Below are 25,515 nucleotides of genomic sequence, written 5' to 3' on the forward strand. Positions count from 1 at the left end.
CTCGATAGTGGACCTAGCGAGCCGAAAGGTCTTGCTATCGGCTATCGAGGACTTACTTGGCGGCGTCCTCGAGCACTTCGACCGCGACCAGGGGCTCGCCGGTAAGCGCGCGGACGTAGGCGCCACCGGCGATCGAGACGTGGCCGAACTCGTCCTCGTCGAGACCGTACATCTCGATGGCACGGGAGGTGTCGCCGCCGCCGACGACCGAGAAGCAGTCCGTTTCGGCGATCGCCTCGAGTACGGAAACGGTGCCGTCGGCGAAGCGCTCGTCCTCGAAGACCCCCAGCGCGCCCTTGACGAAGACGGCCTCGGACTCGCGGACGAGGTCGGCGTACGTCTCGGCGGTGTCGGGGCCGACGTCGAGGTAGGAGGTCTCTTTCTCGAGGCCCTCCACGTCGACCTCGGCGCGTTCGTCGTCCTCGCCCTCGTAGGCGAGGTCGTTCGCGAGGTGCAGCGAATCCTCGTACTCCGCGAGGATGCGCTCGATCGTCTCCCGTTGGGCATCCCACTGCTCGTCGAAGAAGTCGGTTCCCTCGACGTCGTAGCCGACGTCGTGGCCCGCGGCTCGTAGGAAGAGTTCGCCGACGATGCCGCCGAGACAGAACCGGTCGACGGTGTCGTCAACGCCCTCGATAACCGGGATCAGATCTTCGGCCTTGGTGCCGCCGAGGGCCATCGTGACGGTGCCGTCGAACTCCCGTTCCTGGATCGACGAGTTCGCCGTGTACTCCTGTTCCATCACGCGTCCCGCGTAGGCGTCCATCACGCGCGGGAAGCCGACCAGCGAGGCGTGAGAACGATGGGCTGCCGAGTAGGCGTCGTTGACGTAGGCGTCGAACTCCGGGGCGAGCGTTCGCACGAACTCGGTGTCGGCTTTGACCTCGGGCTCTTCCTCGGGAAGCTCCTCGTCGCACATCCGGGCGTTCTCGAGGACGAGCACCTCGCCAGCCTCGAGGCCGTCGATCGCTGCCAGCGCGTCCTCGCCAAAGGTATCCGCGACGAAGTCGACGTCCCGATCGAGGTGATCCGCGAGGATCTCGGCGTGTTGCTCGAGCGAGACGAACGTGTCGCGGCCGGGCCGACCCTGGTGGGCCAGCACGGCGACGGCGTGGCCGTCCTCGAGCAACTCCCGCAGGGTTTCGGCGTGACGGGTGAACCGACGGTTGTCCTGGACGGCGCCGTCTTCGACGGGGGCGTTGAGGTCGAAACGAACCAGCAGTCGCTGTTCGGGCTCGAGATCGTCGATCGTCTTGAACATACGGAGTGGGCGTGTCGAACGCGCTTAAAATTTAAAGTGGAAACTGCTTAGCGGGCGACGGCTTCGTCGGCCTCCTGGTCCTCGGCCTCGGCGGCGACGTACGTCGCGAGATCGAGCATCCGGTTCGAGAAGCCGTATTCGTTGTCGTACCAGGTAAGTACCTTGACGAGGCCGTCCTCGAGGGACATCGTCGACTCGAGGTCGACGTACGAGGAGAACGGGAGCCCGACGATATCCCGGGAGACGATCTCCTCGTCGGTGTAGCCGAGCACGCCGGCGAGTTCGTCGTCGGCCGCCGATCGGATCGCGTCGGCGAGCTCCTCCTCGGTAACGTCCTCCTCGAGGTCGACGGTGAGGTCGGTGATCGAGCCGTTCGGAACGGGGACGCGCATCGCCATCCCGTCGAGCTTGCCCTCGAGCTGGGGCAGCACCTCGGTGGTGGCGATGGCGGCGCCGGTGGAGGTCGGGATGATGTTCTCGGCGGCGGCGCGACCGCGGCGACGCTTGTCGAGCGGGCCGTCGACGAGGTTCTGGGTGCCGGTGTAGGCGTGAACCGTCGTCAGCAGTCCGGACTCGATGCCGAACTCGTCGTCGAGGACCTTTACGACCGGCGCGACCGAGTTCGTCGTACAGGAGGCGTTCGAGAGCACGTCCTCGCCGTCGTACTCGTCGTGGTTGACGCCGTAGACGATCGTCTGGACCTCCTTCTCGCCTTTCGGCGGAGCCGAGATCAGCACCTTCTCGGCGCCGGCTTCAAGATGCTGGGCGGCCTCGTCGTGTGTACGGAAGATCCCCGTCGCCTCGAAGGCGACGTCGACGTCGAGTTCGTCCCACGGCAGCTGGGTCGGATCGCGCTCGGAGGTCAGCCGGATCTCCTGGCCCTCGACGGTAAGGGTGCCGTCCTCGAGGGAGACGTCCTCGAGGCGGCCGTGAACCGAGTCGTACTGCAGGAGGTAACGCATGTCGTCGTCGTCCATGACGTCGTTGATCGCGACGATCTCGACGTCGTCGTACGCAAGCGACGCGCGAAGGACGTTGCGTCCGATCCGCCCGAACCCGTTGAGACCGATACGGAGCGTCCCCTCGAACTCGTTCTCCGTGTACGAATGTTCACTCATATCTGAGTACTACGCGGGCCACGATTAAATCACTTGCCCCTTCCAAAACGTTGATTGACGATAGGGAAGGATTCCGATCTAGCGTTCGACGAGGGAACTCGTTGTGGTACCACATATCATAGAAATATCTGTATTTTTTATATTTTGGTGTGTATACACGTTAGCACGTGTTCTTCGGCCGATCTACGTCGAACAACTCAATTTCGAGTTAACATCTATCAGATTCTTGCAAAACAGTTATGCCGGTTGACGGTGGATGTCGATGCGTATGCTCCGGGTCGGAATCAACGGTTATGGAACCATCGGAAAGCGCGTCGCAGACGCCGTGCGAGCTCAGCCAGATATGGAGGTCGCCGGCGTCGCCAAGGTCAGTCCCGACTACGTCGCACTCGGGGCGGCCGAGGCGGAGTACCCGCTCTACGCGGTCGACGAGGACCGCACCGATGGGTTCCACGAGGCCGGCATCGACCTCGCCGGCACCGTCGACGACCTCGTCGCCGACAGCGACATCGTCGTCGACGCGACACCGTCCGGAATCGGTGCGCAGAATCGCCCGCTGTACGAGCGCCACGACACCCCCGCACTCTTCCAGGGCGGCGAGGACGCGACCATCGCCGAGGTCAGTTTCAACGCCCGCGCGAACTACGACGAGGCGACCGACGCCGACTACGTTCGCGTCGTCTCCTGTAACACGACCGGCCTCTCGAGGCTCGTCTCGCCGATCCACGAGGACTACGGCATCGAGAAGGTACGGACGACGCTCGTTCGTCGCGGCGGCGACCCGGACCAGACCGGTCGCGGCCCGATCAACGACGCCCTGCCGGACCCCGTCTCCATCCCCTCCCACCACGGTCCGGACGTCCAGACCGTCTTCCCCGAACTCGACATCGACACGATCGGGCTCAAGGTCCCGACGACGATGATGCACGTCCACGCGGTCAACATCACCCTCGAGGAGGCACCCGACGACGTTGCGGAGATCCGCGACCGTCTCCGCGGGGAGGACCGACTGCTCATGATCCCCGACTACGCCGGCATCGACGGCGCCGGCACGCTCAAGGACCTCGCACTCGACGCCGGCCGCCCCCGCGGCGACATCTGGGAGAACTGCATCTGGGAGGAGTCGATCACCATCGAGGGACGCGACCTCTACTGCATGCAGGCGATCCACCAGGAGTCCGACGTCGTTCCCGAGAACGTCGACGCGATTCGCTCGGTAACGGGACTGCTCGACGGCCCCGAGAGCCGAGCACTGACGAACGAGACGCTGGGGATCGGTCTCAGCCGACTGGACAACGCCGAGGAACGCGCCCTCGATCGACAGACCGCCGACTGAGTCGTCGGGGAAAGCTTTTGGCCGTCCCTTCCTTACCACCAGCTATGCGACGAGACGACCGCGACGAACCCTTCGACGATCTCTTTCGGGAAATCGAGCGGATGATGAACGAGATGATGAGCGGTGCCGATGTCGATTTCGACACCTCGAGTGCCGTCGACAGCGGATTCGGCATGGACACCCACGTCGACATCCACGAGACCGACGACGAGATCCGCGTCGTCGCCGACCTTCCGGGCGTCGAAAAGGACAACATCGACCTCGAGTGCGACGGGAAGACGCTCACGATCTCGGCCCAGAGTGACCACCGCCAGTACGACGAGCGCGTCTCGCTCCCCCAGCGGGTCAACGAACACAGCGCCTCGGCGACGTACAACAACGGCGTCCTCGAGGTCGTCTTCGAGTCGGCCGAACACTCCTCGGGAATCAGCCTCGAGTAAGCATACGAGAGTCGACTCGCGGTCGACGCCGGTTTTGTTCTCGAGTTCCGTTCCGAAACAGGTCGTCAAACAGTCCTGGAAACGTCGGTACAGTCGGAGATAGCTCCCGCTAAACGGTCGTAAAACCCCGGTTCGTACTTCGTCGCCTCGTCGATCGTCGGCCGGGCGTTCGTCTCGTTGATCACGACCCGATCGTCAGTCTCGAGCAGGTCCACCCCGAGAAACGGGATCTCGAGGACCTCGGCGACCGACTCGGCCAGTCGGCGCCACTCCGCCGGGAGGTCGACCCCCCGTGCTTTCGCGCCGCGATGGACGTTATGTTTCCACTGGCCCTCACGGACCGCGTCGTCGGGGAGGCGGCGCTCGACGGCGCCGACGTACTCGCCCTCGAGGACCATCACCCGGTAATCGGTGGCATCCGGGAGGTACTCCTGGACCAGGAAGGATCGGTCCCCGGTCGCCCGGTAGTCGTGGACCAGCGAGAGGTAGTCACAGATCCCCAGGAAGGAATCGAGGTCGTGGGCCTTCGCGACCCCGACTCCGCGAGTCGTCGAGTTCGGTTTCACCACGACTGGCGGCTCGAACCGATCGAACGCCTCGATCAGTTCGCTCTCGCCGACGTCGTTAGAGACGTACACCGACCGCGGTACGGGCAGGTCGGCTCGCTCGAGCCGAGCGAGTACCTCGGCTTTGTTCCGCGAGGTGAGGATCGCCTCACGGTCGTTGAGCCACGGGATCTCGAGCAGGGCGTCGGCGACGCCACCCTCCATCGGTCGTCCGGGGTAGACGAAGCCGACGTCGTACTCGTCGGCTGTCCAGGGCGCATCCGCCCCCAGCGGGACGATCTGCTCGCTCACGGGGACGTGGTGGGCGCGAATGCCGCGCTCGCCGAAGGGGTCGCGCATCCGATCGAACGTCTCCTCAGCGTTCGCGACCGCGAGATCGATCATGCTCGAGAGTCGGGAGTAGACACCCAAAAGTTTGCGTACCCGCACTCGGGGACTCGCCGCCCTCAATTCGCGGTCGACGGGACGGGTTTCTCGAGCGCGAGCGGTCTCGGCTAGAACGGTCACGAACCGGAACCGCGACGAACGGCTTCAGTGTCGTCGGTGAGAGCGGCGTTTGCACTGTGCCGTGTGGCGACGGAACGGCGACGCCGTCCCAAAGTAAAAGGTGGGGTTACGAGACCAGCTGCTCTTCGCCCTTCTCGACGACGATACGGCACGGCGGCGAGATCTTGTTGTACGCGCGGCGGAACGCCTCCTTGGCGTGCTCGGCGTCGTCTAAGTCACACCAGACCGTGAAGATGCGCTCGCCGGCGTCGATGCGCGCGGCGGTGCCGACGATCTTCCCGAACGACTGGCGCATCCCGTCGGAGACACGGTCCGCACCCGCACCCGTCGCCTGCTTGTTCTCCCGGATGACGTGGTGGGGGAACTTCCGGAGGATCATCTTGTAGTTGTTCTCGCCGGCGTTTTTCAGCATGTGGCGGTTGGCCGACAGACGCGAGGCCTCGAGGCTTCCGTGGCGAATCTGGACCTCTTCCTCGGTGATGAGGCTGATCTGGACAGGGTAGTCCTCGGGACCGGCGCTGACGTTGCCCATCTTGTGCTGTGCGATCTTCGATCCGGGGATTCCAGTAATGTACTCGCGGCGCGTGTAGGCCGGCTTACTGATCTCCCGGTACATTGAGGCGGGTTTGTCCGACATGGTTGTAGTTACTTACGAAAACCGAAGCCTACCGTGGGGATAAAGCCTTCGAACCGCCACGTCCGCGCCAGCGGCGGCTTCAGACGGAACTGCTCGGCGAGTTAACCGACAACACGTCAAAAATCGTCGCTCAGTTGCAGGTAACGTACTCGACGCCGTTCTTCTCGACGAGCCCCTCCTCGGTGAGGCAGTTCAGGACCGAGAGGACGCCGATCTTCTTCATCGCGAGGACCTCGTTCAGATCCGACGCCGTCGCACCGCCGCTGGCCTCGAGGTACAGGTAGACGAGTTTCGCCTGTGGGGAGTCGATTTCGGTCGGGAGCGGCTCGAGTTGCGTGGTGGTGAGTTGCTGTTCCATCATCGTAGTACAATCCACACCGAGGTTCCATATAAGTCTATGGTGCATCCGAGCAATATAGTACAATGGATATAACCAACCTAATATCAATATGGCCTATTCATGCCAGTAGATAACGCCCATCTAGAAGAGTATATCGAGCATTTCGGACGCTCTCGGAGAGTTCTCTTTGGAACGGAGGAGATGGTGTCAAATTGGTTACTACCGGTAAATGATCGCCGGTAACTGCTTTCAGTCGTTGAATATACTCAGCTAGTAATCACTATTAAGTCATTAATGATCATTATCTATCCCGATCAGATCCTTGTATAAGGTATATTATCTCGAGCCGATGACGGCGGATGATCGAAGCTCCGGTTCCGCTCGAGCCGATCGGAACTCGTCGTCGCCTCACCACGACGGCGGCGTATTTAAGGGTCTGCCTCCGGAAATACCTCGTATGCTGAAGAGCTTTCGGATCGGCTCCCTGTTCGGAATCCCGATCAAGCTCGATCTGACGTTCTTGCTGGTGCTCCCGCTATTTGCGTACCTCATCGGCGTCCAGATCGAACCTGTCACCACCATCCTCAACGACGTGCTCGGCGCCGGTATCGACGTCGGCGCCGTAACCGGCGGCGCGCTGCCGTGGATACTCGGCTTCGCTGCGGCGGTCGGGCTGTTCGTCGGCGTCGTGCTCCACGAACTCGGCCACTCACTGACGGCCCAGCGGTACGGCTTTCCGATCGACTCGATCACGCTCTGGCTGTTCGGCGGCATCGCCGCGCTCTCGGAGATGCCCGAGGACTGGCGACAGGAGTTCACCATCGCCATCGCCGGCCCGATCGTCTCCGTGCTCGTCGGCGTCGCCTCCTACGTACTCTTTCTCGTTACTCCCGAGGCGTTCGGCGGCGCGCGGTTCGTGCTCGGCTACCTCGCCGTGCTCAACGTCGCGCTCGCGATATTCAACATGATCCCCGCGTTCCCGATGGACGGCGGCCGTATCCTTCGTGCGCTGCTCGCTCGCGGCCGCTCGTACGCTCAAGCGACCCAGCAGGCCGCGAGCATCGGCAAGATGTTCGCGGTCGCGATGGGGCTGTTCGGACTGTTCGCGGTCAACATTATCCTCATCGGCGTCGCCTTCTTCGTCTACATCGCCGCCTCGAGCGAGGCCCAGCAGGTGACGATGAAGGCCGCGTTCCAGGACGTCACGGTTCGAGACATCATGACGACCGCGAGCGACCTCCACACCGTCGAGCCGGACGCGTCCGTCGCGGAGCTGATCCAGCGGATGTTCACCGAGCGACACACCGGCTACCCGGTCGTCGAGACCGACGGCTTCGGCGGCGAGCGACTCGTCGGACTGGTGACGCTGTCGGACGCCCGCGACATCAAACCCGTCGAGCGCGACGCGTACACGGTCTCGGACGTCATGACGACCGACCTGAAGACGATCGATCCTAATTCGGACGCGATGACGGCTATCGAACGGATGCGCGAACACGGCATCGGGCGGCTCCTCGTCGTCGAAGGCCAAGACGAGTGGGGTTCAGAGGGCGCGTTCGGCGACCCGGTCCCGCGGACAGACGGCGACCTGGTCGGCCTGATCTCGCGGTCCGACGTGATGACGGCCTTCGATATCGTCCAGAAGAGCGGCAGCGTCAACCCCTCGAGCCGGCCTCGAGCGGGCGACTGAGGCCGGCCGGGTACCGGATTCAACATTCTTAACCGCGGGCGTGGCCGAGGTGTCAGCGATGCCACCGGCCATCGAGACGACGGACCTCGTGAAGGAGTACGGCGACTTGCGCGCGCTACAGGAGCTCTCGCTCACCGTCGAGGAGGGCGAGTTCTTCGGGCTGCTCGGTCCCAACGGGGCCGGGAAGACGACGTTCATCAACACGCTGGTCGGACTCGTCCGCAAGACGGGCGGCGAGGCTCGCGTCTTCGGCCACGACGTCGAGGACGACTACCGGCAGGCCCGAGACGCGATCGGACTCGCCCCCCAGGAGTTCAACGTCGACCGCTTCTTTCCCATCCGCGAGGTCCTGATGCACAAGGCCGGCTACCACGGGATCCCCGAGGAGGAAGCCGGGGAACGAGCCGACGAGGTGCTCAAGCGGGTCGGAATCTACGACAAGCGAAACGAGCGCTTCGACTGGCTCTCCGGAGGGATGAAGCGTCGGCTACTGCTCGCTCGAGCGCTCGTCACCGAGCCGGACCTCCTGATCCTCGACGAGCCGACCGCGGGCGTCGACGTCCAGCTGCGCCACGACCTCTGGGAGCTGGTGACCGAACTCAACGAGGAGGGCACCACGGTCCTGCTGACGACCCACTACATCGAGGAGGCCGAACGCCTCTGTGACCGCGTGGCGATCATGAACGAGGGCCGAAAGGTGACCGTCGCGACGCCGGACGACCTCAAGACGCGAGGGACGGACACGATCTCGGTTCGCCTCGAGGACGCGCCGTCGGTCACCCCGTCGGTCGGCGGCTACGCCCACGAGGCGACCCTCGAGGGCGACCGACTCGAGGTCCGGGTCGACGACGGCGGCTCGACCGCGCCGCAGCTGTTGAACGACCTCGAGGCGGCGGGCCACGAGATCGCCGATCTCGAGATCACCCGCACGTCGCTCGAGGAGATCTTCGTCGACCTGACGAGGCAGGACGACCGGACGACGACCCGATCCGACGCGCCGACGAACGAGGAGGCGTCGGGCAACGGGACGACGGACGACGAGGGGACGGAGACGCCAGCACGCGAACAGGAGGGGATCGCCTGATGCTCTCGGTCGGATTCCGGGCGCTCTTTCAGCGCGAGCTACTCCGGTTCGTCCGTCGCCCCAAGAACACGTTCATGCCGCCGGCGATCACGAACGTGCTGTACTTCGCCGTCTTCGGGATCATCCTCGGCGGCCGGATCGACGAACCCGTCGCGGGGATCGGCTACATCCTCTTTCTCGTTCCCGGGCTGGTCGTCCTCGGAACGATCTCGAACGCCTTCGAGAACGCCTCCTTTTCGATCTTCCACGGCCGGTGGAACGAGTACATCCACGAGACGCTGACCTCGCCGCTTTCCTACGTCGAGATGGTCGTCGCCTACGTCGGCGCCAGCGCCGTCCGGGGGCTGATCGTCGGCGTCATCATCGCCGCCATCGGTCGGCTGTTCGTTCCGATCTCGATCGAGAACGGCCTGTTCCTGGTGGCGACGATGGTCGTCATCGCCGCGCTCTTCGCCGGCTTCGGAATCATCGGCGGGCTCGTGGCGCGGGACTTCGACGACCTCACCGTGATGAACCAGTTCATCCTGCGGCCGCTGGTCTTCTTCGGGGCCGTCTTCTACTCGCTGACGATGCTGCCGTCGACCTGGCAGACCGTCTCCCTGCTGAACCCGATGGTCTACATGGTCGACAGCGTCCGGTACGGGCTGCTTGGCTACTCCGACATGCTCGAAATCGCGCCGGCGGCCTACGCCGAGTTCGCGCCGTACGCCTCGCTGGGCGTGCTCACGCTACTCACTGTCGGCGTCGTCGCGGTCGACGTCTACCTGTTCAAGATCGGCTACGGGCTGACCGACTGACCCCGAGGGTCAGCCGCTCCGATCGGCGACCTGCACCAACTGCTTGCCGATGTTCTCGCCCTCGAACAGCCCCATGAAGGCGTCGGGCGCGTTCTCGAACCCCTCGACGACGTCCTCGCGGTAGCGAAGCTCGTCGTCGGCGATGAACTTCGAGAGTCGCTCGAGCGCCTCGCCCCAGCGGTTCTCGTAGTCGTAAACGAGCAGCCCCTCCACGCGGGCGCGAGACTCGATAAGTTTGCCGAGCTTTCGGGGCCCGGTCGGGATCTCCGTCGCGTTGTACAGCGCGATCTGTCCGCAGACGGCGACCCGCGACCGAACGTTGAGCAGCGGCCAGACGGCGTCGGTGATCGGCCCGCCGACGTTGTCGAAGTAGACGTCGATGCCGTCGGGGCAGACCTCGGCTACCGCGCCGGGCAGGTCGTCGGTCGTCTCGTAGTTGATCGCGGCGTCGAACCCGAGCTCGTCGGTGAGCCACGCCGTTTTCTCGTCGCTGCCGGCCGTTCCGACCACTCGAGCGCCGCTCAGGCGGGCGAGCTGCCCGACGACCGAGCCGACCGCGCCGGCCGCGGCCGAGACGACGACCGTGTCGCCCGGTTTCGGCTCGGCGACGTCCGTCGTTCCGAAGTACGCCGTCACGCCGGGCATCCCGAGGACACCCAGCGCGGTCGAGATCGGCCCGTGGTCGGGGTCGACCTGACGGAGGGCGTTCCCGTCAGCGACCGCGTGTTCGGCCCACAGCAGTTCGCCCGCCACGATATCGCCCGACTCGAGCCCGTCGTAGTTGGACTCGATAACCTCGCCAACGACCCCCGCTTGCAGGGGGTCGCCGACGTCCCACGGCTCCGCGTAGGACTCGGCGTCGCGCATCCGCCCGCGCATGTACGGATCGACCGACTGGTAGAGGGTTCGAACGAGTACCTCGCCCGATTCGGGCGCGGGTCGAGCAACGGTGACGAGCTCGAAGTTCTCGCGGGTCGGTTCGCCGGACGGACGGCTCGCCAGCCGCCACTGTCTGGTTTCTGCCATACGTCGTCAAGGCCCCGGGGGGAAGTTAGTATTCGGCTCCCGGAACCCGACTCGAGCGCGGGGGTGCGAATTCGACCGGAAGAGCAACCGTTTTTATCCCGGTCCGTGCGTCTCACCGTATGAGCGCGGACGACGTACTGACGAAGCTGCTCGCCGGCAACGCGAGTCACGTCGAGGAACTGGCCGACGACTACTTCGAGAACGTGCAGGCGGGCCAGCATCCCGAGACCGTCACGGTGTGTTGTTCCGATTCGCGAGTCCCGCAGGAACGGATGTGGAGCATCGACCGACCGGGGGCCGTCTTCACCCCGAGCAACATCGGCAACCAGGTCTGGGATGTCGACGACGGCGAGCGGATCGTCGACGGCGGCGTTCTGTACCCGATCCACCACGCGGGTACCGAGGTCGCGACGGTCGTCGGCCACACCGGCTGTGGCGCCGTTACGGCCGCCTACCAGGTCGCCACCGGCGGCGACCGCCCCGGACCCCAGGGCGTCGGAAAGTGGGTCGACCTCCTCGTCCCGGTCGTCGAGGAGGGCCTCGAGAGCGACCTCGTCGACGACGAGGCGGACGACGAACGGGTGGTCAACCAGCTCGTCGAGTACAACGTCGATTACCAGGCGCAGTTCCTCCGGAAGTCGGGGGACGTCCCGGACGACGTCACCGTCTACGGCTTCGTCTACGACTTCCAGGGCGTCTACGGCGACGAGTACGGCCGCGCGTACCTGGTCAACTACGACGGCGAGACCCACCCCGAGGAGATCACGAAACGGATCCCCGAGGAGTACGAGGAAGCGACGCGGAGTCTGCTGTACTGATCGGTATCGTTTTCTCGCTCTCCCCGAAAGAAACGGTATGCGGACACTGCTCGAGTCGGATACCGGCTTCTACTACGCGATCGGCGCGTTCACGACCCTCGTGTTCGTCGTCGGCCTCGCCGTTCTCGCCGTGCTAAACCCGGGCGGCGTCGGTGCGCGGGAACTGATTGGGCTCGTCGTCGGCTTCTGCCTGTTCATGCTCGTCTACTTCGTCTCGATTACGGTCCACCGACTCGAGGGCGGCGACAGCCTGTGACCGAGTAGCACATTCTATCGGTAATACCGACGTCATATGTCCCGAGATACCGGGATTCGACGTCTAGTCGGAGTCAAAGGGTTTATGTCTTCCGCGCACCTTTGCTCAAAAGCAATGGCGAAAGGAACCGTTGATTTCTTCAACGACACTGGCGGCTACGGATTCATCGAGACTGAGGACGCGGACGACGACGTGTTCTTCCACATGGAAGACATCGGCGGCCCGGACCTGGAAGAAGGTCAGGAGCTCGAGTTCGACATCGAGCAGGCCCCCAAGGGCCCGCGCGCGACGAACGTCGAGCGCCTGTAAGGCAGAATTCGTAACGGTATCGGCTCTTGACTGCAGTATTTTCACACTTTTGAGCGACGGCGCCGATGGTCGGTGGGCCGACACGAGACAACGTTTAGTGAGTTCGTCGCTCACCGACGAGTATGACCGAGCCAGTGGTCCGCAGCGGTGACGACGTTGAGTACGAGCCAGTCGACGCGGCCGACGGTCTCGAGAAGGGCGTCCTGATCGACGAGAACCACGGTGCGCCGAATTTCGCGATCCGGCGATTCGTCCTCGAAGCCGGAGCCGAAGTGCCCGAACACACGAACGAGGTCGAACACGAGCAGTACGTTCTCGAGGGGACGTACGTCGTCGGCATCGGAGACGAAGAGTTCGAGGTCGAGGCCGGCGACTCGCTGTTGATCCCCGCCAGCACCGTCCACTGGTACCGCAACGAGGGCGACGAGCCCGGCGCGTTCCTCTGTGCAGTTCCCAACGGCGACGACGAGATCGAACTGCTCGAGTGAACGACCGCCCAGTTATATACTCCCGACGGCCGAATCGGCCGAACAGTCGTGAACGTGCTCCTCGTACTGGGTCACCCTCGGACGGATAGCTTCTGTGGCGCACTGGCCGACGCCTACTGCGAGGGTGCCCGCGAGGCTGACGTCGACGTGCGCGAACTCGCCGTCACCGATCTCGAGTTCGATCCCGACGTTCACGCCGAGTGTCCGAGCGACCAGCCCCTCGAGCCCGATCTTCGGGAAGCCGAGCGGGACCTCGAGTGGGCCGACCACCTCGTCTTCGTCTACCCGAACTGGTGGGGAACGATGCCCGCCCGGCTCAAGGGCTTCTTCGATCGGCTCTTTCGACCCGGTTTCGCCTTCTCCTTTTACGAGGAGGACGAGGGCGCGGGCAAGGAGGAGCTACTCGACGACAAGACCGCCGAGCTGATCGTGACGATGGACGTTCCTCCGCGAATCTACCGGTGGCTCCTCCGCCAGCCCGGCAACCACGCCCTCAAGCGCGCGACGCTCGGCTACGCGGGCGTTCGGACGACGCGGGTGACCAACCTGGGACCGATCGAAGACTCCGACCTCGAGGAGCGCGAGGCGTGGCTCGAGGACGTACGGGAACTGGGTCGAAGCCTCGAGACCGGGCCGGAATCAGGGCTGAGTCGAGCGAAGCGGACCGCGGCGAGCTGGCTGAAGGCGCTCCGGCTGCAGTTCTACCCGATGGCCTGGGTCGCCTACACGATCGGCGCGCTGGCGGCGGTCGGCTCGGACGCCCTCACGACGGGCGCGTACTGGCTCGGGCTCGGGTTTCTGTTCTTCCTCGAGGCCGCGACGGTGTTGAGCAACGAGTACGCCGACTACGAGACCGATCGACGGAACACCTTCGCCGGGCCGTTCACTGGCGGCTCCCGAGTGCTGGTCGACGGCGAACTGTCGTTCGGCCAGGTCCAAATCGGGATCGCCGTCTTTCTGGCGGCGACGGCTGCGTTCGGCGGGGCCACGCTCCTCGCGGGAGCGGGATCGACGGCGGCGACCGCGGGGACGATGGGTACCCTCGCGGCGCTCGCACTCGGGTACACGCTCTCGCCGCTGAAACTCGCCTACCGAACGCTCGGTGAACTGGACGTCGCCGTCACCCACAGCGTCGGCGTCCTGGTGCTCGGGTTCGTCGTCCTCGGCGGCGCGTGGCACGATCCGCTGCCGTGGCTGCTGGGACTGCCCTTCCTGCTGTCGGTGCTGCCCTCGATCACCCTCGCGGGCGTACCCGACGTCGACGCCGACCGGCTCGCGGGAAAGCGGACGGTTGCGGCCCGGTTCGGCGTCGACGGAGCCGCGGCAGTCGCCGCGACGACAGCCGTCCTCGCTGCCCTAACGGGCGCGCTCTGGCAGTTGCTGGATCTCGTTCCCGGTTACAGTCCCGCGATCTATCTGGGGCTCGTCCACACAGCCGCGATCGTCTGGCTGCTTCGGAACCGACTCGAGCCCGACGCGGGCGCCCAGCGCATCGACCTCCTGATGATGGCCTCGCTGAGCTACATCACCTGGTTCGGCGTCGTTCCGCTGGTCGGGCTGCTGTGACTCGGGTAAGGGTTCGATTACACCGAGACGAGAACGAGTCCGAACCGCTCAAGTACGCCAGCCGACTATACTATCGCGTGTCGCAGCAGGTCCAGGACGTCGAAACGATCTTTTGTCACGAGACGGGCGGCGACTACCTCGTCGTCGTCCAGCGGGACGGCAAGCGGCTGTTCCGGGCGAAGCTCGGACTCTCCGAGACCTCCGCGGGTCCCCGGCCCGCGAAGTTCCGGCTGAAGGACGGCTCGAGCGAGGAACCCCGCCAGCCCGACGAGTTCGTCGAGCTCGCCCGTCGAGCGAAGCGCATCCGCATCTCCGAGCAGACCCCCTCCGAGAAGCGTCGCGAGCTCACCGAGATGTTCGCCGGCTACCAGCTCGAGGACAAGGTCAAGGCCGTCCGGACCTGCCGCTACTGCGCCTCCGCGGGGCGGTACTCGCCGGTCACGACCGATACCGCGGTCAAAGACGACAACGACTGGATCTGTCGGGACTGCGCCCGCCAGGAGCTCGAGCGACAGCTCTCCTTTTCCGGCGGCGGTGCGGTCACCGGCGCCGCGAAGGAACGACTCGAGGAACTGATGCTCGAGGTCCAGGACCTCCAGCGGATCGTCAACCTGCTACAGGGACAGCTCGACCCTGACCTCACCCAGTTCGACACCATCTCGGCGACGACCGACGAGGTCGACCCCGTTCGGACCGACTCGTTGAGCCTCCATCCCGGGCTGCAGGGGCTGCTCGAGGATCGCTTCGAGACCCTGCTCCCGGTCCAGAGCCTCTCCGTCGAGAACGGCCTCTTCGATGGACGGGACCAGCTCGTTGTCTCCGCGACCGCGACCGGGAAGACCCTCGTCGGCGAGATGGCCGGGCTCAACCGCGTCCTGAACGGCAAGGGGAAGATGCTCTTTCTCGTCCCCCTCGTCGCGCTCGCCAACCAGAAACACGAGGACTTCGAGGACGAGTACGGCCACCTCGTCGACGTCTCCCTCCGGGTGGGTGCGAGTCGGGTCACGGACGACGGCAACCGGTTCGACCCCAACGCGGACGTCATCGTCGGCACCTACGAGGGGATCGACCACGCGCTGCGGACGGGCAAGGACCTCGGCGACATCGGCACCGTCGTCATCGACGAGGTCCACACCCTCAAGGAGGAAGAGCGGGGCCACCGACTCGACGGGCTGATCTCGCGGCTCAAACACACCACCGAGCAGCGCGCGGCCCGACGGGACGACTACGGCGGCGCCCAGTGGGTCTACCTCTCGGCGACCGTCGGCAACACCGAACAGCTCGCCGAGGTCCTCGAGTCGACGCTGATCGAGTTCGAGGAGCGACCCGTGCCGATCGAGCGCCACGTCACCTTCGCCGACGGCCAGGAGAAGGTCCGGATCGAGAACAAGCTCGTCAAGCGGGAGTTCGACACCGAGTCCTCGAAGGGGTATCGGGGCCAGACGATCATCTTCACGAACTCCCGCAGGCGCTGTCACGAGATCTCCCGCAAGCTCGAGTACTCCGCCGCGCCGTACCACGCCGGGCTCGACTACGGGCGCCGCAAGCAGGTCGAGCGCCAGTTCGGCGAGCAGGAGCTGTCGGCCGTGGTGACGACCGCCGCCCTCGCGGCTGGCGTCGACTTCCCCGCCTCACAGGTGATCTTCGACTCGCTGGCGATGGGGATCGAGTGGCTCTCCGTCCAGGAGTTTCACCAGATGCTCGGCCGCGCGGGTCGTCCCGACTACCACGACGAAGGGAAGGTGTACGTGCTGGTCGAACCCGACTGCTCGTACCACGGCTCGATGGAGATGACCGAAGACGAGGTCGCGTTCAAGCTCCTCAAGGGGGAGATGGAGTCCGTGATGACCCACTACGACGAGGACGCCGCCGTCGAGGAAACGCTGGCGAACATCGTCGTCGGCGGCAAGGCCGCCAAGAGCCTCAACAACCGGATGCTCGGGGAGGTGCCCACCAAGCACGCGATCGGAAAGCTGCTCGAGTACGGCTTCATCGACGGCTTCGAACCGACGCCGCTCGGACAGGTCGTCACCCAGCACTTCCTCTCGCCCGGCGAGGCGTTCTCGCTGGTCGACGGGATTCGGAAGGAGGCCCACCCCTACGACCTGATCGCCGATATCGAGCTTCGGGACGACGATCTGTAGGAGCTCAGTGAAGGGGTCGTGAGAACGGAGACGGTAGACGAAACGGACTGCTTCTCGAGTCAGGGGACGAAGGCGACGCCGAACAGCGAGAGCAGTAACACCAACATCGAACCGGGCAGCCCGCCGATGGCGACGATCAGGAGCGCGATCGGCGTGATCGCGACCGAGACGCCGAAGACGGCCTGCGCCAGAAACAGTACGAGCAGGCCGACGACCGCGTTGACGATGAACGGACGGACGGTCTGAATGATCGTCGTCGCGCCGAGGACGGCAACGAGAACGAGTACCAGTAGGAGAATCTCGAGTCCTGTGACCATACTCGAGCGTAGCGAGCGAAGCGGGGAAAGCCGTTCGATCCGGAACGAAACCCTTTAAACCATCCACCCGGAAAGAGTGATACGGGATCGTGGGTTAGCTTGGTATACTTCGGGCCTTGGGTGCCCGTGACCCCGGTTCAAATCCGGGCGATCCCATACTTCTGCTGCGAGCAACTCCGCGAGCATCGCGAGCCGTTCGCGTGGTTCAGAATTCGGGCGCCTCCGTTATCGCGGACAGAGTCGCGAGTAGCGAGTTCATCACAAGCGATCGGAGGTGTGGAAGACCGGGGTTCGTCGCGAACGCAGGTTCTCGAGCGTAGTTCATATTCGGACGATCCCGATACCGACACACACCAGGAACTCCTCGAGGCGGGTTCCCGTCGACGAACGCATCCTCGAGAAAGGCGCGATCGAAGCGATCGATCGCCGGCGACCGAATCGCATCACTCTTCCACGCCGAGCTCTTCGGCCTCCCACTCGGACGCGAGCCGGCTGGCCAGCTCGCGCGGTCTGTGTTCGTAGACCAGATGGTGCTCGAGGGAATCCCCGTGCGAGGTCGTTTCGTTGCACACCGGACAGAAGACCGACGACCTGGTTGGTATACGGGAGATACGTCGTGAGAGAGCAAAAAGGCGCGCTTCGGCCCGCAGAGTGTCGAGTAGAGTCGCGAGCGCGAGAGAGCGGTCGGTCTCCGATGGGGTCAATGCAGTACCGGTACCGTCGGGATCTCGGCGTCCGAAAGCGTGCCTTCGACGAGCGTTCCAACCAGAGCCGACGGATCGGGCACCGTCTCCCGCTAGAATCGGCGACCTTCGCACAAGCATCTCGATTGCCGTGTTTTCGGTTTACGCTCGTCCTCTATAATAGCTTTCAGAAGCACGAAAGCCAAGCCTTAACCGTGTGCCGGGATACTGAATAATCGTAATGGCAAACGGTACGGTTGACTTCTTCAACGACACAGGCGGTTACGGTTTCATCGAGACTGAGGATGCTGACGAGGACGTGTTCTTCCACATGGAAGACGTCGGCGGCGAGGACCTGACTGAGGGAACCGAGATCGAGTTCGACATCGAACAGGCCCCCAAGGGTCCGCGCGCGACGAACGTCGTTCGCGAGTAACTAACCCGGTATCCGGTCGCCGAACGGCGACCGAACCGATTTCTACACCGATCGAGCGGCGGTCGTTCGATCGACGAACTTCACCCGAGTAGTGGCGACGCACGACAATTCGCTGGCGGCCCCGAGGCCGTCGGTCACAGCGTGTGTCTGTACCCACACTCCGGGCAGTAGACGACGCCGGATTTCACGAGCGTGAAGCTTCGGCTACAGCGCGTGCACGGGCAGCCGACCGAGAGACCGGTCTCCCGGGCCAGCGCTGCGATCGTCCGCTCGAGCTGGCGCTGTCGGTTCTCGATCGTCTCGAGGCGTTTCGTGGTCGCCTCGAGGCGGTTGATTACCGCCCGTTGATGGGTAGCTTCCGAACGCGATGCCGATCGAGGGGTCATGCGGTTGGTACGCTCCCAGCGAACAAAAGCACATCTACGGACGAAATCGGATCGAACGCCAGGAGTCGTAGGCGACGCGTGCAACCCGAACAGTTTCCCTCGACCGTCAGAAACTGACCGTATGGTAGCGGTCTCCGAACGACCGAAGCGATGGCTCGTCAACGGCATCATCCTGACGATCCCGCTCGTCGTGACACTGCTCGTGTTGCTCGTCGTTATCGATTTCGTCCTCGGAATCCTCTCGCCGATCGTCGCCGGCGTACAGTACGTCTGGCCGAACGAACCACCTCGAATCGTGATCCAGCTAACGACGCTGGCGTCGCTGGTCGGATTCTTCCTGGTGATCGGGTTCGTTGCCGAACACACCCCGGGGAAACACCTCTCGAAGCGGGTTCACGCGACGGTAGAGACGATTCCCGGCGTGAGCACGCTCTACGAGAGCGTCCGACGAGCGAGCGACATCCTCGTCGACGACGAGACGGACCAGTTCAAGGAGGTCAAGCTCGTCGAGTTTCCCCACGACGACGCCTACATGTTCGGCTTTCTGACGGCGGATACTCCGCCGGAGATCGAAGAAACCGTCGGAGGCGAGGAGATGATGACGATCATGGTTCCGCTGGGACCGAATCCGACGACGAACGGGTACGTGATGCACGTCTCGGCCGAACACGTCTACGACGTCGACGTCACCGTCGAGGAAGCCGTCCGGTCGATCGCGACGCTCGGCGTCTCCGTCGACGAACTCGGCGCGGAGACGGCCGACGACGCGGACGAACGGGCGGCCAGCGACACGCCGTTCGGCTCGAGTCGAGGGTGAGACCACGGTCGCTCGAGACCCCGACCGCGATCAGTTTCGCCCCGCTTTGCAACCATTTATACACGATGGCGACCCTACGAGAGTGCAATGGCGCAAGCGGGAAATTCTGAACTCGTCGACTCCTTCGAGCAGTTCTTCCGCAACTACTACGACAACGAAATCAAGCAGCTTGCGCAGCGGTACCCCAACGAGCAGCGATCGCTCCACGTCGACTGGCAGGATCTCTACCGGTACGATCCGAACTTAGCTGACGACTTCCTCGCCCAGCCCGAGCAGCTCCAGCGCTACGCCGAGGAAGCACTGCGGCTGTACGATCTCCCGATCGACGTGAGCCTCGGCCAGGCCCACGTTCGGATCCGAAACCTCCCCGAAACCGAGTCGCCCGAGATTCGGGAGATCCGCGCCCGCGACATGAACTCCCTCGTGCAGGCCCGGGGGATCGTCCGAAAGGCGACCGACGTTCGCCCGAAGATCGAGGAGGCCGCCTTCGAGTGCCAGCTCTGTGGCACCCTCACTCGAGTCCCCCAGTCCAGCGGCGACTTCCAGGAACCCCACGAGTGCCAGGGCTGTGAACGCCAGGGCCCCTTCCGCGTGAACTTCGACCAGTCGGAGTTCGTCGACTCCCAGAAACTCCGCATTCAGGAGAGTCCCGAAGGCCTTAGGGGTGGTGAGACACCCCAGTCGCTCGACGTCCACGTCGAGGACGATATCACCGGCGAGGTTACCCCCGGCGACCACGTCTCCACGACCGGCGTCCTCCGCCTCGAGCAACAGGGCGACGGCCAGGACAAATCGCCCGTCTTCGACTTCTACATGGAGGGGATGTCCGTCGACATCGACGAGGAGCAGTTCGAGGACATGGACATCACCGAGGAGGACAAAGCCGAGATCGTTCGACTCTCCTCGAGCGACGACATCTACGAGCAGATGGTCGGCTCGATCGCGCCCTCGATCTACGGCTACGAGCAGGAGAAACTCGCGATGATCCTCCAGTTGTTCTCGGGCGTGACGAAGCAGTTGCCCGACGGCTCGAGAATCCGCGGCGACCTGCATATGCTGCTGATCGGGGACCCGGGTACCGGGAAGTCCCAGATGCTAGGGTATATCCAAAATATTGCACCCCGGTCAGTCTACACCTCCGGAAAGGGATCGTCCTCGGCGGGTCTCACCGCTGCGGCTGTGAGGGACGACTTCGGCGACGGCCAGCAGTGGACGCTCGAGGCCGGCGCACTCGTCCTCGCCGACCAGGGAATTGCCGCAGTTGACGAACTCGATAAAATGAGGTCGGAAGATCGGTCGGCCATGCACGAAGCGCTCGAGCAGCAGTCCTATCACCCGGACGAGGAGATCCTCCTCGCGGACGGTCGACGCGTCGAGATCGGTTCGCTCGTCGACGACGCGATGGCCGACCGTTCCGAGGATGTGATCGACGGCGTCAACTGTGATATCCTTCCCGTCGACGACCTCCGGGTACACTCGGTCGATCTCGAGACGAACGACGTCACGAAGCTTCCGGTCGATCGCGTCAGCCGTCACGAGGCCCCCGACGAATTCGTGACGATCACGTTCTCGAACGGCCGCGAATTGACAGTGACTCCCGAGCATCCGATATTCGTTGACGACGACGGCGGCGTCGGAACAGTCGAGGCCCGTGATCTCGAACCGGGTGCGTTCGTCCCCGGGCCCAGGAAACTTCCGAACTCCGACGCCGCAGTGTCGGTCTCGCCGGAGCCACATCGCGGTCGCGAACACGATATCGATCTCCCCGAGACGGTGACGCCGGACCTCGGTGAGATACTCGGATTGCTCGTCGCGGAGGGACACTCCTATGCGGGATCGTCCCACGAGATTGGCTTCTCGAACCAGGACGACCGCCTGCTCGACCGAATGCAGACGCTCATGCAGCGTGTCTTCGGATTCTCGAGCACCGATACGACGAATGCCGCTGGAACGGTCACGCAGCGATGGATCTCGACGAAGCTGTACCGGTGGTTCGAACGGAACTTCCCCGACTTCATGCATACCGCACGCGGAAAGCGAATCCCGGATCGCGTGCTCGGTGCGTCCGAGGACGTGATTCGACGATTCCTCGTCGGTGCGTTCGCGGGTGACGGGGGCGTCGAGAGCGAGTCGATGGCGTTCTCGACGGCCTCGGAGGGACTGGCGAAGGATTACGCCGACGCGTTGTTGAAGATCGGTGTCGCGTCCAGGATTCACCGCGACTGTGCGGAAGACGCCTGGAAGATCTACGTGATGGGAGACTCGACGGAGCGGTTCGTCGATCAGGTCGTCGAACCGGCAGACGATCGGTACGACGACGCAGTCGCCTTCGTCGAGCGAAGCAACGAGACGCCACGACACCACGACGTTCTCCCGACGAGCGCAGCCAGGGAGATCCGCGAACTCAAACGACTCCTCGGTGTCGAACTGACCGGCCGGTTCAAACCTCACCTCGACGAATCCTACGGCGTCCAGATCGCGACGGTGCGCGAACAGATCGAGACGCTTCGAGACCGACTCGAAACGATTCGAGCGGACCTCGAGGATGCGGCCACGCTCGCGGAGATACGGGACGTGATCGGCTGGTCCGGTCGCCAGCTCGCCGAGCGACTCGACGGCGAGACGACCAGCGCCGTCCACTACGCGGAAGACGGCGGCTACGACGCCGACCGTCGATCGTCGTTGGCGACCCAAGCGGCTACTGCCGTCGAAGACGCCCTCCGCGAAGCGACCCAGCGTCTGGACGTACTCGAGTCGCGGTGTGATCTCCGATACTATCGCGTCTCGGACGTCGAGATCGTTCCGAACGAGGGCACGGAGTGGGTGTACGACGTGACCGTCGAACCGACGAACACGTTCGTCAGCAAGGGACTCGTCCTCCACAACTCGATTTCCATCTCCAAGGCCGGCATCAACGCCACGCTCAAGTCCCGCTGTTCGCTGCTGGGCGCCGCAAACCCCAAGTACGGCCGGTTCGACCAGTACGAGCCGATCGGCGAGCAGATCGACCTCGAGCCGGCCCTCATTTCGCGGTTCGATCTGATCTTCACCGTTACGGACCAGCCCGACGAGGAGAAGGACAGGAACCTCGCCGAACACATCCTCACCACCAACTACGCGGGGGAGCTGACCACCCAGCGCGAGGAGATGACCAGCCTCGAGGTCAGCGAAGAGGAGATCGAGGAGATGACCGAGCAGGTCGATCCGGTCATCGACGCCGAGCTCCTCCGGAAGTACATCGCCTACGCGAAACAGAACTGCCACCCGCGGATGACCGAGGAGGCCCGCGAGACGATCCGCGATTTCTACGTCGATCTGCGCTCGAAGGGGACCGACGAGGACGCCCCCGTTCCCGTCACGGCTCGAAAGCTCGAGGCGCTCGTCCGCCTCTCGGAGGCAAGCGCCCGAGTGCGCCTCTCCGATACGGTCGAGCAACGAGACGCCGAGCAGGTCGTCGAGATCGTGCGCTCGTGTCTGCAAGACATCGGCGTCGATCCCGAAACGGGGGAGTTCGACGCCGACATCGTCGAGGCCGGCACCTCGAAGTCCCAGCGCGACCGGATCAAGAACATCAAGGGACTGATCAGCGACATCGAGGAGGAGTACGACGAGGGTGCGCCGGTCGACATCGTTCTCGAGCGCGCCGACGAGATCGGCCTGGACGAGTCGAAGGCCGAACACGAGATCGACAAACTCAAACAGAAGGGCGAGGTCTACGAACCGAGCACCGATACGCTTCGAACGACGTAACGGCGGCGGACGCTACCGCCCTTGTTCGTCGATGTCGAGCGCCGTCGATCGGATCGTCGCGGGCGCGACGTCGGCGACGTCGGCCGCGTCGACCTGAGTCACCGACGGCCACTCCTCGCGCTCGGCGGCGGCCTTGTACAGACAGGCTGCGGCGACGCCGCTGGGGTTTCGACCGCCGACGGTGCCGTTCTCGAGCAGCGTCGTCGCGTGTTCGCGGGCCCGGTTCTCGACGGTCGTCTCGAGGTCGAGTTTCGTGGCGAACCGCGGCAGGTACTGCGTCGGATCGATCGGTCCCGTTGGAAGCTCGAGGTCGCGGTTCAATGCGTCGTAGGCGGCCTTGAGTTCGGCGTCGTCGGCGCGGGCGACCGCAACGATCTCGTCGATCGTTCTGGCGAAGGAGTTGATCCGACAGGTGGCGTACACTGTGGCCGCAGCGAACCCCTCGATCGACCGACCCTGAAGCAGCCCCTCGGACTGAGCAGACTTGAAGAGCGAACAGGCTTGCTCTCTGACGGAGTCCGGAAGCGAGAGCAACGCGTTGACCCGTTTGATTTCGGTGAACCCGTACACCTGATTTCGGTCGGCTTTCGTGGAGATGCGAGCGCGGTTGTGCTCCCGACGGAGTCGAGCGATCTGGCGCCGTTTGCGGCCGGTTAGGCGGGAACGAGAACCGGTTCCGTAGCCGATCTCGGTCGAGAGTCCGCGGTCGTGTCGCGACCGCGTCAACGGTGCACCGGTTCGACGTCGGTCGGGACCGTCGTCGAACGTTCGCCACTCGGGTCCGCGGTCGATAGCGTCCTCTCCGGAGACGAGACCGCACTCCTCGCAGATACGTTCAGTTTCCGTCGTCCGCAGTCGTCCGCCGCACTCGGAACAGCACCCGTTCGAATCATCTACAGCCATTGGTAATATTCACCAGCTAGGAGAAACTATGACGCGTCCTGCTACTTAAAGTATAAGATATCCTCTAGAATGTCTTGGAATTAAATCCAGGTTCCGTTCGACCCGATCAGTTGCCGGTCGATCAAAAGTAGTGGAGCTACTGTCCTGACCGGCTCTCGCCCGCGAGGTGCTCGAGCACGCCCTCGGTCGTCGCTGGAACGGGTTCGGGATCGTCGCCGGCGGCAGCCGCCGCGTCGGGGTCTTTGAGCAGGTGGCCGGTCGTGAGACAGGCGACCCGTTCGTCGCTCTCGACGATCCCCTCCGCACGGAGTTTCCGCAGGCCGGCGACCGAGGCCGCGGAAGCGGGTTCGACGCCGACGCCTTCGCCGGCGAGGTCGCGCTGAGCCTCGGTGATCTCCTCGTCCGAGACGGCGATCGCCGTGCCCCCGGTCTCGCGAATTCCGGGCAGCGCCTTCGGCGCGTTAACCGGGTTCCCGATCCGAATCGCCGTCGCTCGGGTCTCGACGTCGTCCCAACGCCGCACCTCGTCTGCACCGTTCTCGACCGCCTCGACCATCGGTGCGGCGCCCGCGGCCTGGACGCCGGTAAGTTTCGGCACGTCCTCGCGGTCGATCGCGCCGGCCTGGAGGAGTTCGCGGAACGCCTTGTACAGCGCCGCGGTGTTGCCCGCGTTTCCAACCGGGAGGACGATTCGGTCGGGGAACGCGTCGTAGTCGTCGCGAAACGCCTCGAGGATCTCGAGGCCGATCGTCTTCTGGCCCTCGAGTCGGAAGGGGTTCAGCGAGTTCAGGAGGTAGGCCTCGCCCTCGGCCGCGAGTTCCTGGACGATGTCGAGACAGGCGTCGAAGTTGCCGTCAACCTCGAGAATACGGGCGCCGTGGAGGCTCGCCTGGGCAACCTTGCCCGCGGCGACCTTGCCCGCCGGGAGGAGCACGAGCGTCTGCATTCCGCCGCGGGAGCCGTAGGCCGCCAGCGCGGCGCTGGTGTTACCCGTCGAAGCGCAGGCAAGTCGGTCGACGCCGAGTTCCTTCGCGACGGCCACCCCGACGGTCATCCCGCGGTCCTTGAAGCTCCCAGTGGGGTTCATCCCCTCGTGTTTGATCCGGACGGCCTCGAGTCCGAGGTCGTCCTCGAGTCGCGGGACTTCGTACAGCGGCGTCGCTCCCTCCTGGATCGTGACTCCCGACTCGATCGGCAGGGCGTCGGCGTAGCGCCACACCCCTCGGCCCTCGAAGTCGTCGAACGTCGGGAGGTCGGCGTAGCGGACCTCGAGCAGGCCGTCGCAGGCGTCGCAGGTGTAGCGAACGTCGGCGAAGGGGGCGAACGTCTCGCCGCAGTCGATACACTCGAGCCAGGCGCCGTCGGCCGCGTCGTCGGGAACGACCGGCTTCTCCGCGGAGAGGCTGAGACTCATTACCGGAACGTGGGAGGCGACGGAGAAAAGTGGGCTGATTGCTGTGAACGCTGCCACCGATCGAGGTGATCGAACGAACGATCACTCGCCGTCGAACTCGTCGATCGCGTCGTGGACCGTCTCCGTCCAGAGGTCGGGGAAGTCGTGAAGCATCACCTTGACTTCCGGCAGCGCGACGGCGGTGTACTGGTAGACGTAGCCGCCGGCGTCCAAGAGGCGCCGATCGCGCCGAACCAGTCCGCGTTCGTACAGCGTCGCCATCGCGCGGTTGATCGTGCTTCGGTCGCGCTCGAGCGGGCCCTCGAGTTCGTCGATCGTACTCCCGGGTCGATCGACGAGCGCGAGGTAGGTCCGCGTCTCGTGGGGCTCGATCCCGAAGACACAGCTCATCACCGTCTCGAACGACGGGTTCGACGATTCCATCAG

The 25,515-nt window shown here is 64.3% G+C and carries 25 protein-coding genes and 1 tRNA gene; 15 read left to right on the top strand and 11 right to left on the bottom strand.

What is annotated here, in order from left to right; translation table 11 throughout:
• Positions 1-52 precede the first annotated feature (52 nt).
• Both ACFEMD_RS08650 and gap read right to left on the bottom strand, forming a co-directional pair.
• Positions 53-1,261 carry a phosphoglycerate kinase gene (locus ACFEMD_RS08650; RefSeq protein ID WP_394740625.1) on the bottom strand — a complete coding sequence of 403 codons (1,209 nt, stop codon included), beginning with the start codon at positions 1,259-1,261 and terminating at the stop codon, positions 53-55.
• Between the two features lie 47 nt (positions 1,262-1,308).
• The gene (gene gap, locus ACFEMD_RS08655) at positions 1,309-2,379 is read right to left on the bottom strand and encodes a type I glyceraldehyde-3-phosphate dehydrogenase (RefSeq protein ID WP_394740626.1); all 1,071 of its coding nucleotides are present in this window, start codon (positions 2,377-2,379) and stop codon (positions 1,309-1,311) included.
• Positions 2,380-2,647: 268 nt separating this feature from the next.
• Here gap and ACFEMD_RS08660 point away from each other — a divergent pair, with 268 nt between their 5' ends.
• Together ACFEMD_RS08660 and ACFEMD_RS08665 are read left to right on the top strand one after the other, a co-directional pair.
• Positions 2,648-3,715: a type II glyceraldehyde-3-phosphate dehydrogenase gene (locus ACFEMD_RS08660; protein WP_394740627.1), complete on the top strand. Its 1,068-nt coding sequence runs from the start codon at positions 2,648-2,650 to the stop codon at positions 3,713-3,715.
• A gap of 44 nt (positions 3,716-3,759) precedes the next feature.
• The gene (locus tag ACFEMD_RS08665; RefSeq protein WP_394740628.1) at positions 3,760-4,155 is read left to right on the top strand and encodes an Hsp20/alpha crystallin family protein; all 396 of its coding nucleotides are present in this window, start codon (positions 3,760-3,762) and stop codon (positions 4,153-4,155) included.
• 65 nt (positions 4,156-4,220) lie between these two features.
• On the opposite strand, the gene ACFEMD_RS08670 is transcribed toward ACFEMD_RS08665, so the two are convergent.
• The 3 genes from ACFEMD_RS08670 to ACFEMD_RS08680 form a co-directional block, all read right to left on the bottom strand.
• On the bottom strand, positions 4,221-5,105 hold the full coding sequence (locus ACFEMD_RS08670) for an ATP-grasp domain-containing protein (RefSeq protein ID WP_394740629.1): 885 nt from the start codon (positions 5,103-5,105) through the stop codon (positions 4,221-4,223).
• 229 nt (positions 5,106-5,334) lie between these two features.
• Positions 5,335-5,865, bottom strand: a complete 531-nt coding sequence (locus tag ACFEMD_RS08675) for a 50S ribosomal protein L16 (RefSeq protein WP_005554570.1) — start codon at positions 5,863-5,865, stop codon at positions 5,335-5,337.
• 130 nt (positions 5,866-5,995) lie between these two features.
• Complete coding sequence (locus ACFEMD_RS08680; RefSeq protein WP_394740630.1) at positions 5,996-6,226, bottom strand: MarR family transcriptional regulator; 231 nt, start codon at positions 6,224-6,226, stop codon at positions 5,996-5,998.
• 436 nt (positions 6,227-6,662) lie between these two features.
• Between ACFEMD_RS08680 and ACFEMD_RS08685 the strand changes: the two genes are divergently transcribed.
• The 3 genes from ACFEMD_RS08685 to ACFEMD_RS08695 are packed head-to-tail and all read left to right on the top strand — an operon-like array spanning position 6,663 to position 9,776.
• Positions 6,663-7,895 carry a CBS domain-containing protein gene (locus ACFEMD_RS08685; RefSeq protein ID WP_394740631.1) on the top strand — a complete coding sequence of 411 codons (1,233 nt, stop codon included), beginning with the start codon at positions 6,663-6,665 and terminating at the stop codon, positions 7,893-7,895.
• 58 nt (positions 7,896-7,953) lie between these two features.
• The gene (locus ACFEMD_RS08690) at positions 7,954-8,979 is read left to right on the top strand and encodes an ABC transporter ATP-binding protein (protein WP_394740632.1); all 1,026 of its coding nucleotides are present in this window, start codon (positions 7,954-7,956) and stop codon (positions 8,977-8,979) included.
• On the top strand, positions 8,979-9,776 hold the full coding sequence (locus tag ACFEMD_RS08695) for an ABC transporter permease (RefSeq protein WP_394740633.1): 798 nt from the start codon (positions 8,979-8,981) through the stop codon (positions 9,774-9,776). The genes ACFEMD_RS08690 and ACFEMD_RS08695 overlap by 1 nt, the downstream gene beginning before the upstream one ends.
• 9 nt (positions 9,777-9,785) lie before the next feature.
• Here the strand turns inward: ACFEMD_RS08695 and ACFEMD_RS08700 are convergent, their stop codons facing one another.
• The gene (locus ACFEMD_RS08700) at positions 9,786-10,802 is read right to left on the bottom strand and encodes an NADP-dependent oxidoreductase (RefSeq protein WP_394740634.1); all 1,017 of its coding nucleotides are present in this window, start codon (positions 10,800-10,802) and stop codon (positions 9,786-9,788) included.
• 119 nt (positions 10,803-10,921) lie between these two features.
• Between ACFEMD_RS08700 and ACFEMD_RS08705 the strand changes: the two genes are divergently transcribed.
• From ACFEMD_RS08705 to ACFEMD_RS08730, 6 genes are all read left to right on the top strand, one after another.
• Complete coding sequence (locus ACFEMD_RS08705; RefSeq protein ID WP_394740635.1) at positions 10,922-11,620, top strand: carbonic anhydrase; 699 nt, start codon at positions 10,922-10,924, stop codon at positions 11,618-11,620.
• 37 nt (positions 11,621-11,657) lie between these two features.
• The gene (locus ACFEMD_RS08710; protein WP_394740636.1) at positions 11,658-11,876 is read left to right on the top strand and encodes a hypothetical protein; all 219 of its coding nucleotides are present in this window, start codon (positions 11,658-11,660) and stop codon (positions 11,874-11,876) included.
• A 114-nt stretch (positions 11,877-11,990) separates the two neighbouring features.
• Positions 11,991-12,185: a cold-shock protein gene (locus ACFEMD_RS08715; protein WP_005554588.1), complete on the top strand. Its 195-nt coding sequence runs from the start codon at positions 11,991-11,993 to the stop codon at positions 12,183-12,185.
• Between the two features lie 122 nt (positions 12,186-12,307).
• On the top strand, positions 12,308-12,673 hold the full coding sequence (locus ACFEMD_RS08720; protein WP_394740637.1) for a cupin domain-containing protein: 366 nt from the start codon (positions 12,308-12,310) through the stop codon (positions 12,671-12,673).
• A gap of 48 nt (positions 12,674-12,721) precedes the next feature.
• Positions 12,722-14,239, top strand: a complete 1,518-nt coding sequence (locus ACFEMD_RS08725) for an NAD(P)H-dependent oxidoreductase (RefSeq protein WP_394740638.1) — start codon at positions 12,722-12,724, stop codon at positions 14,237-14,239.
• Positions 14,240-14,316: 77 nt separating this feature from the next.
• Positions 14,317-16,383 (top strand): DEAD/DEAH box helicase, encoded by a 2,067-nt coding sequence (locus tag ACFEMD_RS08730; RefSeq protein WP_394740639.1) that lies wholly within the window; start codon positions 14,317-14,319, stop codon positions 16,381-16,383.
• 59 nt (positions 16,384-16,442) lie between these two features.
• Here ACFEMD_RS08730 and ACFEMD_RS08735 read toward each other — a convergent pair whose 3' ends face one another.
• Complete coding sequence (locus ACFEMD_RS08735; protein ID WP_394740640.1) at positions 16,443-16,700, bottom strand: pro-sigmaK processing inhibitor BofA family protein; 258 nt, start codon at positions 16,698-16,700, stop codon at positions 16,443-16,445.
• An 83-nt stretch (positions 16,701-16,783) separates the two neighbouring features.
• Here ACFEMD_RS08735 and ACFEMD_RS08740 point away from each other — a divergent pair.
• A tRNA-Pro gene (locus tag ACFEMD_RS08740) sits at positions 16,784-16,856 on the top strand.
• A 768-nt stretch (positions 16,857-17,624) separates the two neighbouring features.
• Positions 17,625-17,819 (top strand): cold-shock protein, encoded by a 195-nt coding sequence (locus ACFEMD_RS08745; protein WP_005554594.1) that lies wholly within the window; start codon positions 17,625-17,627, stop codon positions 17,817-17,819.
• 134 nt (positions 17,820-17,953) lie between these two features.
• Here the strand turns inward: ACFEMD_RS08745 and ACFEMD_RS08750 are convergent, their stop codons facing one another.
• Positions 17,954-18,205: a hypothetical protein gene (locus tag ACFEMD_RS08750; RefSeq protein ID WP_394740641.1), complete on the bottom strand. Its 252-nt coding sequence runs from the start codon at positions 18,203-18,205 to the stop codon at positions 17,954-17,956.
• Between the two features lie 121 nt (positions 18,206-18,326).
• Here ACFEMD_RS08750 and ACFEMD_RS08755 point away from each other — a divergent pair, with 121 nt between their 5' ends.
• Positions 18,327-19,022 (top strand): DUF502 domain-containing protein, encoded by a 696-nt coding sequence (locus ACFEMD_RS08755; protein ID WP_394740642.1) that lies wholly within the window; start codon positions 18,327-18,329, stop codon positions 19,020-19,022.
• An 87-nt stretch (positions 19,023-19,109) separates the two neighbouring features.
• On the top strand, positions 19,110-22,772 hold the full coding sequence (locus tag ACFEMD_RS08760; RefSeq protein ID WP_394740643.1) for an LAGLIDADG family homing endonuclease: 3,663 nt from the start codon (positions 19,110-19,112) through the stop codon (positions 22,770-22,772).
• Between the two features lie 12 nt (positions 22,773-22,784).
• Here the strand turns inward: ACFEMD_RS08760 and ACFEMD_RS08765 are convergent, their stop codons facing one another.
• From ACFEMD_RS08765 to ACFEMD_RS08775, 3 genes are all read right to left on the bottom strand, one after another.
• On the bottom strand, positions 22,785-23,675 hold the full coding sequence (locus ACFEMD_RS08765) for a transcription initiation factor IIB (protein WP_394740644.1): 891 nt from the start codon (positions 23,673-23,675) through the stop codon (positions 22,785-22,787).
• 136 nt (positions 23,676-23,811) lie between these two features.
• Positions 23,812-25,089: a threonine synthase gene (gene thrC / locus ACFEMD_RS08770; protein WP_394740645.1), complete on the bottom strand. Its 1,278-nt coding sequence runs from the start codon at positions 25,087-25,089 to the stop codon at positions 23,812-23,814.
• Between the two features lie 81 nt (positions 25,090-25,170).
• Entirely contained in the window at positions 25,171-25,512 is a 342-nt protein-coding gene (locus ACFEMD_RS08775; RefSeq protein ID WP_394740646.1) for a helix-turn-helix domain-containing protein, read from the bottom strand.
• Between the last annotated feature and the right edge of the window lie 3 nt (positions 25,513-25,515).

It is taken from the genome of Natronococcus roseus, from assembly GCF_043677095.1.
Classification (GTDB): domain Archaea; phylum Halobacteriota; class Halobacteria; order Halobacteriales; family Natrialbaceae; genus Natronococcus; species Natronococcus roseus.

Coding starts and splice junctions, on each gene's coding strand:
- ACFEMD_RS08650 (WP_394740625.1), bottom strand. CDS start 1,261: ATGTTCAAGACGATCGACGATCTCGAGCCCGAACAGCGACTGCTGGTT.
- gap (WP_394740626.1), bottom strand. CDS start 2,379: ATGAGTGAACATTCGTACACGGAGAACGAGTTCGAGGGGACGCTCCGT.
- ACFEMD_RS08660 (WP_394740627.1), top strand. CDS start 2,648: ATGCTCCGGGTCGGAATCAACGGTTATGGAACCATCGGAAAGCGCGTC.
- ACFEMD_RS08665 (WP_394740628.1), top strand. CDS start 3,760: ATGCGACGAGACGACCGCGACGAACCCTTCGACGATCTCTTTCGGGAA.
- ACFEMD_RS08670 (WP_394740629.1), bottom strand. CDS start 5,105: ATGATCGATCTCGCGGTCGCGAACGCTGAGGAGACGTTCGATCGGATG.
- ACFEMD_RS08675 (WP_005554570.1), bottom strand. CDS start 5,865: ATGTCGGACAAACCCGCCTCAATGTACCGGGAGATCAGTAAGCCGGCC.
- ACFEMD_RS08680 (WP_394740630.1), bottom strand. CDS start 6,226: ATGATGGAACAGCAACTCACCACCACGCAACTCGAGCCGCTCCCGACC.
- ACFEMD_RS08685 (WP_394740631.1), top strand. CDS start 6,663: ATGCTGAAGAGCTTTCGGATCGGCTCCCTGTTCGGAATCCCGATCAAG.
- ACFEMD_RS08690 (WP_394740632.1), top strand. CDS start 7,954: ATGCCACCGGCCATCGAGACGACGGACCTCGTGAAGGAGTACGGCGAC.
- ACFEMD_RS08695 (WP_394740633.1), top strand. CDS start 8,979: ATGCTCTCGGTCGGATTCCGGGCGCTCTTTCAGCGCGAGCTACTCCGG.
- ACFEMD_RS08700 (WP_394740634.1), bottom strand. CDS start 10,802: ATGGCAGAAACCAGACAGTGGCGGCTGGCGAGCCGTCCGTCCGGCGAA.
- ACFEMD_RS08705 (WP_394740635.1), top strand. CDS start 10,922: ATGAGCGCGGACGACGTACTGACGAAGCTGCTCGCCGGCAACGCGAGT.
- ACFEMD_RS08710 (WP_394740636.1), top strand. CDS start 11,658: ATGCGGACACTGCTCGAGTCGGATACCGGCTTCTACTACGCGATCGGC.
- ACFEMD_RS08715 (WP_005554588.1), top strand. CDS start 11,991: ATGGCGAAAGGAACCGTTGATTTCTTCAACGACACTGGCGGCTACGGA.
- ACFEMD_RS08720 (WP_394740637.1), top strand. CDS start 12,308: ATGACCGAGCCAGTGGTCCGCAGCGGTGACGACGTTGAGTACGAGCCA.
- ACFEMD_RS08735 (WP_394740640.1), bottom strand. CDS start 16,700: ATGGTCACAGGACTCGAGATTCTCCTACTGGTACTCGTTCTCGTTGCC.
- ACFEMD_RS08745 (WP_005554594.1), top strand. CDS start 17,625: ATGGCAAACGGTACGGTTGACTTCTTCAACGACACAGGCGGTTACGGT.
- ACFEMD_RS08750 (WP_394740641.1), bottom strand. CDS start 18,205: ATGACCCCTCGATCGGCATCGCGTTCGGAAGCTACCCATCAACGGGCG.
- ACFEMD_RS08755 (WP_394740642.1), top strand. CDS start 18,327: ATGGTAGCGGTCTCCGAACGACCGAAGCGATGGCTCGTCAACGGCATC.
- ACFEMD_RS08760 (WP_394740643.1), top strand. CDS start 19,110: ATGGCGCAAGCGGGAAATTCTGAACTCGTCGACTCCTTCGAGCAGTTC.
- ACFEMD_RS08765 (WP_394740644.1), bottom strand. CDS start 23,675: ATGGCTGTAGATGATTCGAACGGGTGCTGTTCCGAGTGCGGCGGACGA.
- thrC (WP_394740645.1), bottom strand. CDS start 25,089: ATGAGTCTCAGCCTCTCCGCGGAGAAGCCGGTCGTTCCCGACGACGCG.
- ACFEMD_RS08775 (WP_394740646.1), bottom strand. CDS start 25,512: ATGGAATCGTCGAACCCGTCGTTCGAGACGGTGATGAGCTGTGTCTTC.